The following is a 15,129-nucleotide window of genomic DNA, read 5'->3' on the forward strand; positions in this document are numbered from 1 at the left end:
AAAATGTTATTAAAGAAAAAAGCAATCTATCTAGGAGTCTCCCTATTTTCAACCGCAATCTTAGGTTCAACTGTCAATCAGACCGCAAAAGCAGCCACCACCAGTCCCTCAGTTGGTTCTTCAACTAACAATTCTGGTACAACAACTGATCCTTATGCACTGCCAAGCAATCTTTCAGCCGATACCGTTGTTAATTTTACCGATCCTAATTTGGAAGGCGAAGTTAAAAATGCGTTGAACATCTTCACTACTACGCCGATTACGGTTGGTCAAATTGAATCCTACAAAGGAAACAACCTCAATATTTCAATGGTCGAATATGATACTATTACTCCCAACTTGGGAGTGACTTCACCTACTGGACCCGGCGGCTATATTCCCGACATCATTACTACCCCAATCGAAAGTTTGAATGGCCTTCAATATTTGCAAATGTTACCCTCATCGACCAAGGTTCAAGTTCAAGTAGTATTAGCCAACGATGAAAAAGCAGACCCCAATCTTGCACCTTTGAATAATTTGAACTTATCCGGGTTATCGATTGGTGGCAATTTTAGTGACCCTACGACAAAACAGATCGATATTAGTCAATTAAATAACGTCAATCTTTCCAACGCCAACGTACTCAATTTTGAGGGCACTACACCAACAGATGGCGTCAATCAAAGCCAACTAGCATCAATCGCAAAAACGCTAGTTAATTATGCTAATAATAACGTTCAAAGCGCACACACAATTATTTTTAATAATTCTTCAATCAGCGACTTTTCACCTTTAGCTGGAACTTCAACTGGAGCTCCCACCGCTATTTCAGCAACTACTAATACTGTCAGTGCACCAACCACCGTTTATGCCATGAATAATCAGGCCCTAAATTTCACAAGTCCTAAAGTCATCGGTTTAAATGGTCAAGACGTTGCTAATACCTTTACTTTTTCACCAACCGTTAATGGAATTTATCCTCCAAACGGTAACTTGATCAATGATGGCAACGATAACTACACTTTGAATAATCCTGACTATAATGCCAAAAATTTAACTTATGGTAACTTTGGTTACGCCGGCTACGATGCACGAAATTCTGCAGTTAATCAACAAGTTGGCAATGCCACACTAGCTGAATCAACTAACATTATCCAACCTGTTGTCTTTCAAGCTAATCCCTCCGTCACAATCAATTACATTGATGGTTCAACTAATAAAGTATTGCAGACAAAGACCGTCGAAGGAAGCTCCGTTGGTGCTGCCTATGACTTTACTACTGAAGACCAACTCCCAGGCTATAATCTGACTAGTCCGACCACATTGTTACAAGGAAGTTATACAGTAAATCCTCAAACTATTAACTTAACCTATGCACCAATTACAACAGTTAATACCAATCCCGATACCGGTTCAAGTAGTCAGACCGCCAACACTGGGTCGAATACAACTACATCAGGCAGTTCAACAAATAACAACAGTGGCTCTATAACTACAGGTAACTCTAATTCGAGTACATCAAGTACAACTGGAAATACTTCGTCAAATAACGCTGGCACCAACGTTTCAGGATCTACTACCAGTACAAATGGTTCAACTTCAAACACTACCTCAAATCCTGGTTCTTCAAGTACTTCTCAAACCGGTAATTCTGGTTCGACCTCCAATACGGGTACTAGTACATCAGGTTCCTCTTCCAATATGAGTGGTAGCTCTACTTCTAATACAGGTGCAGGATCTACTACTACAAACTCTGGTTCTTCTACTACTGGAAGCAGTTCAAATTCAAATACCACCTCAAATACTGGTTCTTCAAGTACTTCCCAAACTGGCAATTCTGGTTCGACTTCCAATATGGGCACTGATACATCAGGTTCCTCTTCCAATATGAGTGGTAGCACTACTTCTAATACGGGTGCAGGATCTACTACTACAAATTCTGGCCCTTCTTCTACTACAGGTAGCGGTTCTACTTCCACTCCCGGTACTGGTACAACAAATACTACAAAGCCTAATACCTCGGGCTCTACTTCCAATACAGATGCTGGTACATCAGGTTCTTCTTCCAATATGAGTGGTGGTTCTACTTCCAACACAGGTACAGGTTCTACTACTACAAACTCTGGTTCTTCTACTACTGGAAGCAGTTCAACTTCAAATACCACCTCAAATACTGGTTCTTCAAGTACTTCCCAAACTGGTAATTCTGGTTCAATTTCTACTTCAAACACTGGTACAACTGATACTACAAAGCCTAATACCTCGGGCTCTACTTCCAACACAGGCTCAACTACTACAAACTCTGGTTCCTCTTCTACTACAGGAAACAGTTCAACTTCAAATACTACCTCAAATGCTGGTTCTTCAAGTACTTCCCAAACTGGCAATTCTGGTTCGACTCCCAATACGGGCACTAGTACATCAGGTTCCTCTTCCAATATGAGTGGTAGCTCTACTTCTAATACGGGTGCAGGATCTACTACTACAAATTCTGGTACTTCTTCTACTACAGGTAGCGGTTCAACTTCTAATCCAAGCACTGGTACAACAAATACTATAAAACCTAATACCTCGGGCTCTACTTCAAATACAGATACCGGTACATCAGGGTCTTCTTCCAATATGAGTGGTGGCTCCACTTCTAACACAGGCTCGGCTTCTACAAATGCTGGTTCTTCTACTACTGGTACAACAAATACTACAAAGCCTAATACCTCAGGCTCTACTTCTAATACTGGAAGCAGTTCGACTTCAAATACAGGTACTAGTACATCAGGTTCCTCTTCCAATATGAGTGGTGGCTCTACTTCCAACACAGGTACAGGTTCTTCTACTACAGGTAGCAGTTCAACTTCAAATGCTGGTTCTTCAAGTACTTCTCAAACTGGTAATTCTGGTTCGACTTCTAATACAAGTACAGGCTCAACTTCTACAAACACTGGTACAACTGATACTACAAAACCTAATACCTCAGGCTCTACTTCTAATACTGGAAGCAGTTCGACTTCAAATACAGGTACTAGTACATCAGATTCCTCTTCCAATATGAGTGGTGGCTCTACTTCCAACACAGGTACAGGTTCTTCTACTACAGGTAGCAGTTCAACTTCAAATGCTGGTTCTTCAAGTACTTCTCAAACTGGTAATTCTGGTTCGACTTCTAATACAAGTACAGGCTCAACTTCTACAAACACTGGTACAACTGATACTACAAAACCTAATACCTCAGGTTCTACTTCTAATACTGGAAGCAGTTCGACTTCAAATACGGGTACTAGTACATCAGGTTCCTCTTCAAATATGAGTGGCAGCTCTACTTCCAACACAGTTACAGGTTCTTCTACTACAAACTCCGGTTCCTCTTCTACTACTGGTACAGGCTCAACTTCAAATACCACCTCAAATACCGGTTCTTCAAGTACTTCTCAAACCGGCAACTCTGGTTCGACCTCCACTCCAAGCACTGGTACATCGGGTTCTTCTTCAAATATGAGTGATGGCTCTACTTCTAATACTGGAACAGGTTCTACTACAAACTCCGGTTCCTCTTCTACTATTGGAAGTAGTTCAAATTCCAATACTACCTCAAATACTGGTTCTTCAAGCACTTCTCAAACCGGTAATTCTGGTTCGACTTCTACTCCAAGCACTGGTACATCAGGTTCTTCTTCAAACATGACTGGTGGCTCGACTTCCAATACAAGTACGGGTTCTACTTCTACAAATGCCGGTACTTCTTCTACTACTGGAGACAGCTCAACTTCAAACACTGGTTCTTCAAGCACTTCTCAAACTGGTAATTCTGGCTCTACTTCCAGTACAGGTACGGGGACTAATACGCATACTGGAACCTCTTCTACTACAGGTAATGGTTCGACTTCAAGTTCTACCTTAAATGGTTCTACAAGTACTTCTCAAACTGGTAACTCTGGTTCAACTTCAAGTACAACTGATGGTACAAAACCTGATGCATCTGGTTCTTCTTCAAATATGAGCGGTAGCTCTACTTCTAATACAGGTAATGGCTCGACTTCAAGCTCTACCTCAAATGGCTCCACAAGCATCTCTCAACCTGGAACTTCCGGTTCTACTTCGAATACCAGTTCAACTTCTACAAAGCCTGACACATCTGGTTCTCCTTCAACCTCAAGTGGCAGTTCAACTTCAAATACTGGCACATCAGGTTCTTCAAATATGGGTGGCACTTCCACTTCGAATACTGGTTCCACAACTTCTACTCAAACTAATGGTGGCACTACTTCTGGCACACAAACCAATACTTCAACTGGTACAAGCCATTCAACAACCACTTCAAACGCTTCAACAGGCAGCACAAGTAACATCGGTTCTACTTCGAATAACTCTAATTCCACAACTGGATCATCAACCACCAATGTTTCGACAAATGGCTCTGGTACGACCAACAGTGGCACTTCCACAACCAACAATAATAGTTCAGGGTCAACTACCATTAATACCAATACATCTAATAACACCACAAATCCTAATGATCCCTACGCATTGCCAAGCAACCTGACTGATGCGACGATTGTAAATATTGGTGACCAAAATTTAGCAAATTCCATCAAATATGCTTTAAATATTCCATTAAGCAATAATTTAACGGTCGGCGATATCAAAAATTATACTGGTAGCAACCTTGACCTTTCGATGACGCTCTATGACTTAGCTCATCCCAATGGCCCAGATTCTACCGCCATCCCTGGTGCCTCGCTTTCTGACCAACAGAGTACCCCATTGGAGACACTCAACGGTTTACAATATTTACAATTATTGCCATCAAAGACTACGGTTAGTTTCCAAGCTATGCTTGCTTCTGACCCTAAAGCTGACACCGACTTAAGACCACTAGACAACTTGAATTTGGATGGCGTCAAAATCGGTGGTGATTTCAGCGATCCTAGTCAAAAAGAGATCGATGTCTCACAAATCAGCGATTTGAATCTCTCCAAAGCCAATACCCTTAGTTTTGAAGGTAGCACTACAAATGATGGAATAAATCAACCAGAATTAAATCAGCTCGCTCCAACTATTAATAAATTTGCTAATAATGGACAAAGCTCGCACATGATTGGTTTCAGTAATTCGTTAATCAATGACTTTTCACCTCTAAAACCATCCGAAACTGGTCAAGGTGTCTTTATCGATGCCGTAAGTAATACAGTAAACGACTCAACACCTGTCTTTGCAGTCGACCAACAACCAGTTACTTTTACCAGTCCTCAAGTTTTGGACCCTGATGGAAAAGACCTCGCAAATACTTTCACTTACTCAACGACAGTTCCAGCAGCTAACTTAGCTGACGGCAACTTGACTCACAATACCGGCGACACTTATACATTGAATAATTTTGATGATACAGCCAAAACTCTAAGTTATGGCAATTATGGTTTCAGCAATGGATACAGTGCTAATTCAGCAGTTCTCGAACACTTAGGCAATGCGATCTTTGAAGTATCCACCACGGTCAATCAACCACTGATCACTCAAGCTCATCCTACTGTTACGATCAACTTCTTAGATAATAGTGGCAAACCAATTATTGTAAACGGCGTGGCTCAAACTAAGACTCTTGCGGGGAATAAAATCGGTGATCCATATAATCTAACTCAAATTAGCCAATTAAACGGTTACACTCTTACTAGTCCCCTAACCTTATTGACGGGTAACTTTAGCCAAAATCCGCAGACGGTCAATCTAACTTATGCGGCAATCGCTACTCAAGGTTCCACTACTGGTAACGTTAATTCTGGGTCCCAAACAACAACTCCTAACACTAACAGTAACGGAAATACTGGCGCTATTGTCTCCAATGACACTGGAAATAAGCCTAGTGAGACCAATCCTAACGATCAAAATGTCAATGTTCATTACCTTGATCCAAATTCTAAAGATGATGCTTACTTAGTTTCAGTTGGTGTCAAAGGTACTGCTGTAATCAACGGTAAACACTTCTATCTTTTAAATAACGGTGAATACGTTGAAGCCAGTCAATATATCGGTATTGAATCGACAGAACATGGCATCGTGAGAACCTTCGGCTTTGATGTTGAAATGTATAACCGCCAAGGTGAAGCAATCAATATCGCTCTATTGCCAAATACTGCTTGGAAATTCTCACGAATCGTGAAAATTGTGGGCCAAAGTTACTATCAAATTGCCGTGGACAAATTTATTAAAATTGATAATGGCGTCGTCTTCGTTTTCAATCCTTTAAATACCGACGTAAATGTCACGGTTAAAACCAATACTTTCAATTCCCAAGGTCAAAAAGTTTCTGAAGTCTTGCCAGTTGGCAGTGCTTGGAGATCTGACGGTTGGGCAATTATTAACGGGGTTAAGATGTATCGCGTCGCTTCCAACCAATATGTTGAAGATTCCAAGATCGATACTTACACTCCTGTTGAAACAACATACACGACTCAACAAAATACCCCACTTTACAATGCTAGAGGTCAATTACTAAGAAAATCACTTCCGGCAAATTCAAGTTGGGATGTTGATCGATTAACTGATATCAACGGTCAACGTTTCTATCGTGTTGCTTCCAACCAATATGTAAAACTTGATTAAAAAAAATATCTCCGGCGATCCAATTGGATTGCTGGAGATACTTTTTATTTTTGAGCCTTGATTTCTTGAATCAATTTGGCTTGAGCTTGAGCCTTAAAGGCTTTTTGAGCTTGTTGCATTACTTGTTTTTGTTGTGCTTTAGTCATGCTTGGGTTAGCTTGCATGGCTTTCATCATTGCTGCTTTAACGTAAGTAGCACCTTCTTGTTTCATTTGAGCTTGGAAGGCTTTACTCTTCATCTTCTTTTGCAATTGACTAGCTTGAGTAGTAGTTAGAACCAACCAATCTTTGCCAACTTTAAAAGTATTAGTTTGACGAACAAACTGCTTATTATTTCCAGAGATTCCGAAGAGGAATGAATAAAAACCATTCTTATATTCCCAATGAGTTGTCTTTTTATCTAAAGTGGCTGCCGAATAATTGCCGGTTTTCACTTTATTAGTTACATTAACATCGACCTTGGTTGTCGTTGGTTTCTTCTTATTGGCTGTTTCTGGAGTCCGATAAATGTATACATCTTCTTTACCGCTAGTACCTAATTCTTTCTTCAATAAAAGATTAGTTCCTTTTTGAACTGATTGAATTTGATAAGTTTTGTCAGTGACAACTTGCTTCATTCCAAAATGACCATATTCGTTTGAAATCAATAAGAATAAACTACAAATAAATAATGCGATGGAAGTAAAAGCTAAGGTATAACCAACTTTCTTATTTCTCAAAAAGACAGCGAAGTAATAAGCTAAAACCGCAAAAATTAAGATTGAAATGAGAACCATTATTCTTCACCTGCCAATTTTGTATTCTTTAAAGTTGTTTCATCGATCGTCTTTGATTTAGAACTGTTATTGACCATGAAACTGATCAAAAGACCGATCACACAGAATAAGATAGCTACAGCAAAGGCGGCATGATAACCACTCAAAGTAGCATTGAAAAAGTTATCTTTATATTGAAGTGGAGCTGATTTCAACAATGATTGTCCTGGTTTCAAGTTGTTTGTTACATTAGTTAAAACACTGACCAAAATAGCAGTACCCATCGAACTGAAGACCTGACGAACAGTGTTATTTGCGGCAGTACCATGACTCATTAAATCAAATGGCAAGGAATTCATACCATCAGTTGTAACTGGCATCATAACCATTGAAATACCAAACATACGGATCATATAAAGAATCACGATATCAAGTACGGGGGTATCTTGAGTTAAGAACAAGAAAGGAATTGTTCCGGCAGTTAATAAGAACATACCCATCCGAGCTAAATCTTTAGGACCAAACTTATCAAAAGCGTTACCGGTGATAGGACTCATGACACCAATCATCAAGGCACCAGGCAAGAGTGTTAAACCTGAATGGAAAGCTGACATACCTTTAACAATTTGTAGGTACAAAGGCAAGACCATTTCCACACCGATCATCGCCATATTGGTAACTGATGATAAGGCTGCGGCAATCGCAAATTTCTTTTCCTTAAAAACACGTAATTCCAAAAATGGTTTGTCTAAATGTAGTTGACGATAACCAAATAAAACAATCGAAATAAGACCGATGGCAATCGAACCAAGGACCGTCATTGAACCCCATCCGTTATCACCAACTGATGAGAATCCGTAAAGAATAGCACCAAATCCAACAGTTGATTCAATCAATGAAAGAACGTCCAATTTTGTCCGGTGTGTATGAATAACTGGTCTCATAAAGAAAAAGGCCAAAATCAAAACTAAGATAACGATTGGAATGATCATTCCGAAAAGATCTCTCCAAGTCCAGTTATCAATGATGAAACCAGATAGTGTAGGTCCGATAGCTGGAGCTAGTCCAATTACCAAACCAGCTAATCCCATGGCACTACCACGTTTATTAGCTGGAAAGACTGACAACATAACTACTTGCATCAATGGCATTGTGATACCAACACCGACCGCTTGAATCAAACGACCAGCAAGAATAACGCCAAAACTTGGAGCCACGAAACACATGATTGTTCCGACTAAGAAAGTTGACATTGCAATAATATATAAAACTTTGGTACTAAAGTTATTGCTCAACCAAGCAGTAACTGGGATCATGATCCCGTTAACCATCAAAAATCCAGTTGTTAACCACTGAACATCTGAAGTTGTAACACTAAATTCTTTCATTAAAGTTGGAAACGCAGTCGTTAAAATAGTACCGTTTAAAACCGTACAGAACGTACCAACTAAAAGCACTAGAACCATCAAATTACGATTGAAGGTTTTTCCATGTGCATCTACAATCTTTTTATTACTATCCATAATAAAAAATTCCTCTTCCCTTGAATTATTTAGAAGGTATTTCGATACTATCTAAATTCTTATAAAGTTTTTCTAAAATGTTCTCCAACTGAGCCTGTTCTTCAGTCGTAATACCTTGAAGCATCGTTCGATTACTAGCTTTAAACTTATTACGAACTGTATCAGTGAGCTCAGTTCCCTTTTCGGTGATGGAAACCACTTTGCGACGACCATTTGTCGGGTCTGGTTTTCGTAAAACATAGCCGAAATTTTCAAGCTTTTTCAATGAACGAGCAATGAGAGCACCGTCAGACATCGTGATTTCGCCCAGCTTGTCTTGAGTGCAAGCACCCTTTTTATAAATGATCGACAAAATAATACTTTCAAAAACATTCAATTGCTTTTCTTTTAAATAATTAGCAGCAATGCGACGTTTGATTGATGTATATTTCATTACAAACCTAACCAAAGCATAATCATCCATAAATTTACCTCATTTTATTTAAAAAAACTTTTATTTTTTGGAACAAAAAAACATATTACACCTGACTCTTGATAAAATCAAGAGTTAAGTGCAATATGTTTTCATGAAATCAATATTATTTTTTCAGAAATTAATCAAAGTAGTTAACGCCAATTGCTTTTCTAACTTCAGAAAGTGTTTGATTAGCAACGATATTAGCGTTATCGCTACCTTTCTTTAAGATATCGTAAACGCCAGGAATATCTTTTTCATATTCAGCTCGACGGTTTCTGATTGGTTCGAGAATTTCTTGTAAAACATCATTCAAATAATGTTTAACCTTAACATCGCCTAAACCACCAGCTTGGTATTGTTCTTTCAATTCAGCAATCTTTTCAGTATCTGTTCCAAAGGCATCAAGATAGGTAAAGACCGTATTGCCTTCAATCTTGCCAGGATCTTCAACGTGGATATGATCAGGATCAGTGTACATTGACATAACTTTCTTAGTAACTTCATCAGCTGAATCAGATAGATAAATACAGTTGCCCAATGACTTACTCATCTTGGCATTACCATCAATCCCAGGTAATCTGCCTTGTCCTTTTGGTGGGAAGTAGCCTTCTGGTTCCACTAAAGTATCAACGTTATAAGTATTATTGAACGTTCTGACAATTTCACGAGCTTGTTCCATCATTGGTTCTTGGTCATCGCCAACTGGAACTGTATCAGCCTTAAATGCTGTGATGTCAGCAGTTTGACTGACAGGATAAGTTAAGAAACCTGCAGGAATACTTTGACCGAAACTCTTTTGCTTGATCTCAGTCTTAACAGTAGGATTTCTTTCCAAACGAGCAAAGGAAACTAAATCAAGATAATACATCGTCAATTCATTCAAAGCTGGAATCTGGGATTGAACTAAAATGTTCGTCTTTGCTGGGTCGATTCCTACTGAAAGGTAATCCAAGGCTACTTGAATCAGACTAGTCCGAATTTTTTCTGGATCTCTGGCATTATCGGTCAAAGCTTGCATGTCGGCAATCATGATAAACATCTTGTACTTGCCTTCATTTTGGAGCTTAACTCGGTTTTTTAAGGAACCAAGATAATGTCCAATATGTAATTTACCAGTAGGACGGTCTCCAGTTAAAATTGTATTAGTTTTCATTTTATTTCCTCCAAAAATTACATGTGCATCGACATTTCAAAGGTGCTATAATACTGGTCTGCTTAAAAATAAAAAAGCGCCCCGTTATCTATTAATAACGGGACGCCAAAGCGTGGTACCACCTGTCTTGTAGAGTTTAATCTACCACTTTAAGTTATAAGGTAACAAACCAAACCCATTTCCCAAAACAAGGTTGATAACTTTTTCAGCCATGAAGTTATTCTCTGAACCAACTTACTTGAATTAGTACTAAAAAATGTCTATGCTGTAATGTACTCTAATTGCTATTAGCATAATGAAAAACCAACAAATTGTCAACGAGAGGTATTTTTTATGACGATCAATCAATCGAAAGCAGAAGAACAAAAGCGCGTCAATTTAGTTGCTGACAAGATTGACAGAAGAATTGAACGCGTTGATAAAAGTATTGCTCAAGCACATCAAGAAACGCATCGCATCGAACGTAATTACGGTGAAAATACCAAAGTCAATACTACTGAAGTCGATGACCAAATGGAAACTAATGCATCTGTGCAACAGCAGAAACAATTGGTGGCCTTGGCAGTCGAAAACGAAAATATTTTAAACTCCAATAAATTAAAACTCGAAAATCTCCAAGGATCGCCTTACTTCGGCAGAATCGATATCGTTGAAGATGGCGAAGAGGACACTCTTTATATTGGAACTTCTACCCTGCAAGACGATGATGGCGAATTTTTGATCTACGATTGGCGGGCACCAATTTCGGGAATCTACTACAATGGTATGCTTGGTAAAGTTCATTACCAAACTCCCAACGGGCCAACAACGGTTGATTTAAAGAAGAAACGTCAATTTCAAATCGTTAATAATCAAATTAGAACAATGTTTGATACTAACGAAACTGTGGGCGACGAAATCCTACAGTCCGTCCTCAGTGAATATAGCGATGAATATTTAAAAAACATTGTCGCAACGATTCAACATGAGCAAAATACTATCATTCGTGATACCCATTCAGACGTTTTATTAGTCCAAGGAGTGGCTGGCTCTGGTAAAACCTCTGCGATTTTGCAGCGGGTGGCTTACTTACTCTACCATTCACGTTCAACTATGAACGCTGACAATATTGTCCTCTTTTCACCAAATAAACTTTTCAGTAACTATATTTCAGAAGTCTTACCAAGTCTTGGGGAAAGAAATATGCGACAAGTTACTTTAAACGAATTTTTGGCACTGCGTTTGACTGGTATTCAAGTTGAAACTCTCTTTGAGCGCTATGAAAAAGACGAACGCAACTTACCAGAGACAACTATTAAAATGCGCTTATATAAAGAAAGCGGCGCATTTCTCGATAAGTTAGCCCAACTTGAAGAAAACCACCCTGACCATATTTTATATTTTGAAGATGTTATTTTTGATGGCAAACCTTTCTTTACTAAAGAAGAAATTGCCCAAATTTATGATCAAGTCAATCATGCCTATCACATCCCTGACCGTTTCTTAAAAACTAAAAATATCTTGATCAAGCGTCTACAAAGACGCATCCATGAAGATCGAACAGAAGACTGGGTACAAGCAGAGATCGACAACTTATTCGATGAAGACTTTCAACAGATCATTACTGATCACAATATCGAAGAGTCGACCAATCAACGTGAAATCATTGCCGAAGAATTCTTACGTGAGCGTTATGCCCCAATTTACAACGCTTTGATCAATAATTATTTCTTCAATCCCTACAAAGAATACCTCTTCTTACTCAATGAATTACGCCAAGACTTAGTTTCAGAGAATGTTTGGCAAACTATGATCGAATCAATCGATGATCAAATTGAAGCTCATAAATTGAATCTTTCTGACGCCACTGCCATCCTGTACTTACGTGATTTAATAACTGATGGTGGAATCAATCATGCCATCCAACATATTTTCATTGATGAAGTTCAAGATTATACGATGGCGCAATTGAAATATATCGCTCACTCTTTCCCTAACGCTAAAATGACCCTATTAGGAGATAGAGCGCAAGATGTATTGACTAGTTCTTATCGTCAAAAAGATCTAGTTACCGAAGTCAACGATCTCTTTAAGAAAAAGAAGATCACCACAATAACTTTGAACCAAAGTTATCGTTCCACGGCTGAAATCACTAACTTTGCGACTAAATTACTCCCTAATGGAGACGAAGTTAAAGCCTTCTCCAGACAAGGTGAAGATCCCGTAATCAAAGTCTTCGACAACGACGATTACTATCAGGGTCTAAAAGATACCGCACGTGAATTGAACAAGAAATACGATACAGTCGCTATTTTGACCCGTAATCAAGCTCAAGCGGAACAGATTTATACCCACTTTAGCGATGAATCGATTGTGACCCTTGTTGATGCCAATTTCCGTTCTATTCCCAAGGGAATTCTAGTTTTACCAATTTATCTAGCCAAAGGATTGGAATTTGACGCCGTGATTGGCCACGATATTTCAGCTAAGAATTATCCTGACTCCCGCAGCGTTGATGTCCTCTACACGATTTGTACAAGAGCCATGCACAGTTTGACTCTCTGTGTTGATAAAACTTTGTCGCCACTATTGAGCCAAGAATCAGCTGACTTAATTACCGAAAAATAGATTATTTTAAACATGAAAACAGCCACCAAATTCCCTAAAGTTGAAATTTGGTGGCTGTTTTTCTGTTATCTATTTATTTTACATTAAATTATAATCGTACCAACCGCTGCACTGACCATGGCTACAAAAATCGCCATTTTTTCATCTTTTGTATAAAGATATGTCAAGGCGTAGCACCAACCTAAAGCTGTCATCATAGCAAACTGCAATAACGAACCAGGTAAACTGATGGCACCTGCAATTAAGCCACTAAAAATGATTCCTAAAATGGCACCGCTTGAAGAAGTCTTTCTAAAGAAATAATTAAAGAAAAATCCAGTCTGAACTAACTGTTGCTGAACCGCTATAACGAACACATTGGCAATCATATCAAATAAAAAAACATTCTGGTCTGAACTCAAAATATCATCATTAACGAAACTAGCTAGCTTTCCAGTTACTTGCAAATAACTGATCATGATTCTCAAAAGACAAACCATGATGATCATTAAACTAACTAAGCCAGCATTAGACACTAATGAATAAACGAAGCCCTCCGCCGTATCCGAGAAAGAATTCTCTTCACGGATGTATTTTCTAATCATCAAGAATAACGTAATTAATCCGACAGCGATAAACAAAAACAACAAAGGAATATTAAATCCTTTTTGATTTACCACATTATTTTTTAAAAATAAGGTAATAATCGAAAATGCTATCCAAATCAGATATCTGGTAAAATCGGTACTTGGGGAATCTCCTACGCGCATATTAACTTCTTCCAATCAATAATTTTACTTTGTAATTATATCATACGCTAATGCTTCATTTTCAACTGGTTTTCAACTATTATTAATAGAGTATTCTTGGAGGGACTTATTAATGAATAAAAACCATCGTATTTTTTATCTTGATTTCATTCGAGTTATCGCTATCTTTTTGGTCATTTTTATTCACGTATCAGCTATCGACACAACCCAAAATATCGGTACCGGTCAGTGGCAAGTAACCAAAATCCTCAATTATTTGGCCCATATCAGCGTACCAGTATTCTTCATGATTTCCGGGTCATTATTACTGAATAGCAAAAAAACTACTTCACTTACTTACACTTGGAAACAAAGAATTCCTCGAGTTGCGGTTCCATTCATTATGTGGTCAATTATTTCACCGATTGTTGTCGGAATCTATGCTCATGCTTTATCGCTGCACAATGTTGTTAGTTCCGTTAAAACCATCTTGAACCATCCCACCTCACCAACACTTTGGTTCATGTATCCTCTGATCGGAATCTATATTCTTTCTCCAGTCATCAAAACTTTTGTTCAAAATGCGACTACGGAAATGTTAGTTTACATTACCGGTATTTGGTTAGTTGCTTGTTCGTTGTTACCATCTTTAGCGGTATTGTTACCCAAAGACCAACAAGCGATGCTGACTTTATCCCCAGTAGCTAATTTCTTTTTGATTGGCGGTTTTACGGGCTACTTTATTCTTGGCTATCTGTTAACTAAAGTAAAAGTTGAAAATATTAATAATTTTGTCCTACTGTTGACTTTTCTAATCGCTGGCATTGCTGGAAATTACGTTTCAACCGCTGTACCTCAAATTTATGACCCTAACAATGGTTATTACGTAACTTCAATTTTTATTCCCGTGATGTCTGTCGCTGCGTTCATTCTTTTACAAAAATGGGGCAACCGCATCACATCTAAAACGACTATCGAAGTCTTTGAATTCTTGTCACCACTAGTCTTTGGCGTCTACCTTGTTCACAACCTTTTTATCTTGTACGTTGAACCATGGTTTGCTTCAAATATAGCCGTACATGGGTTGATTGCCTTATTCTTGCGGTATATCGTTGTAGCCATCTTATCTGTTGCCATTATTTGGATCTTTAGTTTGATCCCTGGTCTTAACTACTTGCTCACTGGAAAAACTCATAAAAAGAAATAATTAATAAAAAGTCTCTGATAACCATCTGATGAAATTATTGTCAGAAAGTTTCAGAGACTTTTTTAGTTTCTAAATAAAAAACCTTTTAGCTCGAAATTAACTTCCAAACTAAAAGGTTAAGAT

Annotated in this window: 8 protein-coding genes; 3 read left to right on the forward strand and 5 right to left on the reverse strand. The window is 38.4% G+C overall.

The genetic code is table 11. The features are described from left to right. The first annotated feature begins 3 nt into the window (after positions 1 to 3). A complete protein-coding gene (locus ACG72T_RS00085; protein ID WP_395263900.1) occupies positions 4 to 6,576 on the forward strand; it encodes an SLAP domain-containing protein in 6,573 nt (2,190 codons plus the stop codon). A gap of 44 nt (positions 6,577 to 6,620) precedes the next feature. Here the strand turns inward: ACG72T_RS00085 and ACG72T_RS00090 are convergent, their stop codons facing one another. The 4 genes from ACG72T_RS00090 to trpS form a co-directional block, all read right to left on the reverse strand. Then, positions 6,621 to 7,352 carry a DUF4811 domain-containing protein gene (locus ACG72T_RS00090; protein ID WP_395263901.1) on the reverse strand — a complete coding sequence of 244 codons (732 nt, stop codon included), beginning with the start codon at positions 7,350 to 7,352 and terminating at the stop codon, positions 6,621 to 6,623. After that, on the reverse strand, positions 7,352 to 8,854 hold the full coding sequence (locus ACG72T_RS00095) for an MDR family MFS transporter (protein ID WP_395263902.1): 1,503 nt from the start codon (positions 8,852 to 8,854) through the stop codon (positions 7,352 to 7,354). Before ACG72T_RS00095 ends, ACG72T_RS00090 begins: the two co-directional genes overlap by 1 nt. A gap of 25 nt (positions 8,855 to 8,879) precedes the next feature. Then, positions 8,880 to 9,317: a MarR family winged helix-turn-helix transcriptional regulator gene (locus tag ACG72T_RS00100; protein WP_395263903.1), complete on the reverse strand. Its 438-nt coding sequence runs from the start codon at positions 9,315 to 9,317 to the stop codon at positions 8,880 to 8,882. 130 nt (positions 9,318 to 9,447) lie between these two features. Beyond that, positions 9,448 to 10,464 (reverse strand): tryptophan--tRNA ligase, encoded by a 1,017-nt coding sequence (trpS, locus tag ACG72T_RS00105; protein ID WP_395263904.1) that lies wholly within the window; start codon positions 10,462 to 10,464, stop codon positions 9,448 to 9,450. Positions 10,465 to 10,797: 333 nt separating this feature from the next. On the opposite strand from trpS, the gene helD reads away from it, so the two are divergent. Further along, the gene (helD, locus tag ACG72T_RS00110) at positions 10,798 to 13,071 is read left to right on the forward strand and encodes an RNA polymerase recycling motor HelD (protein ID WP_395263905.1); all 2,274 of its coding nucleotides are present in this window, start codon (positions 10,798 to 10,800) and stop codon (positions 13,069 to 13,071) included. An 83-nt stretch (positions 13,072 to 13,154) separates the two neighbouring features. Here the strand turns inward: helD and ACG72T_RS00115 are convergent, their stop codons facing one another. Next, positions 13,155 to 13,820, reverse strand: a complete 666-nt coding sequence (locus ACG72T_RS00115) for a type II CAAX prenyl endopeptidase Rce1 family protein (protein ID WP_395263906.1) — start codon at positions 13,818 to 13,820, stop codon at positions 13,155 to 13,157. Positions 13,821 to 13,932: 112 nt separating this feature from the next. On the opposite strand from ACG72T_RS00115, the gene ACG72T_RS00120 reads away from it, so the two are divergent. Beyond that, positions 13,933 to 15,006 (forward strand): acyltransferase, encoded by a 1,074-nt coding sequence (locus ACG72T_RS00120; protein WP_395263907.1) that lies wholly within the window; start codon positions 13,933 to 13,935, stop codon positions 15,004 to 15,006. Positions 15,007 to 15,129 lie beyond the last annotated feature (123 nt).

It is taken from the genome of Companilactobacillus sp. FL22-1 (assembly GCF_043951805.1).
Taxonomy (GTDB): domain Bacteria; phylum Bacillota; class Bacilli; order Lactobacillales; family Lactobacillaceae; genus Companilactobacillus.

Excerpts from the sequence above, each read along its gene's own strand:
- ACG72T_RS00095 (WP_395263902.1), bottom strand. The coding sequence starts at position 8,854 with ATGGATAGTAATAAAAAGATTGTAGATGCACATGGAAAAACCTTCAAT.
- ACG72T_RS00115 (WP_395263906.1), bottom strand. The coding sequence starts at position 13,820 with ATGCGCGTAGGAGATTCCCCAAGTACCGATTTTACCAGATATCTGATT.
- ACG72T_RS00090 (WP_395263901.1), bottom strand. The coding sequence starts at position 7,352 with ATGGTTCTCATTTCAATCTTAATTTTTGCGGTTTTAGCTTATTACTTC.
- trpS (WP_395263904.1), bottom strand. The coding sequence starts at position 10,464 with ATGAAAACTAATACAATTTTAACTGGAGACCGTCCTACTGGTAAATTA.
- ACG72T_RS00085 (WP_395263900.1), top strand. The coding sequence starts at position 4 with ATGTTATTAAAGAAAAAAGCAATCTATCTAGGAGTCTCCCTATTTTCA.
- ACG72T_RS00100 (WP_395263903.1), bottom strand. The coding sequence starts at position 9,317 with ATGGATGATTATGCTTTGGTTAGGTTTGTAATGAAATATACATCAATC.
- helD (WP_395263905.1), top strand. The coding sequence starts at position 10,798 with ATGACGATCAATCAATCGAAAGCAGAAGAACAAAAGCGCGTCAATTTA.
- ACG72T_RS00120 (WP_395263907.1), top strand. The coding sequence starts at position 13,933 with ATGAATAAAAACCATCGTATTTTTTATCTTGATTTCATTCGAGTTATC.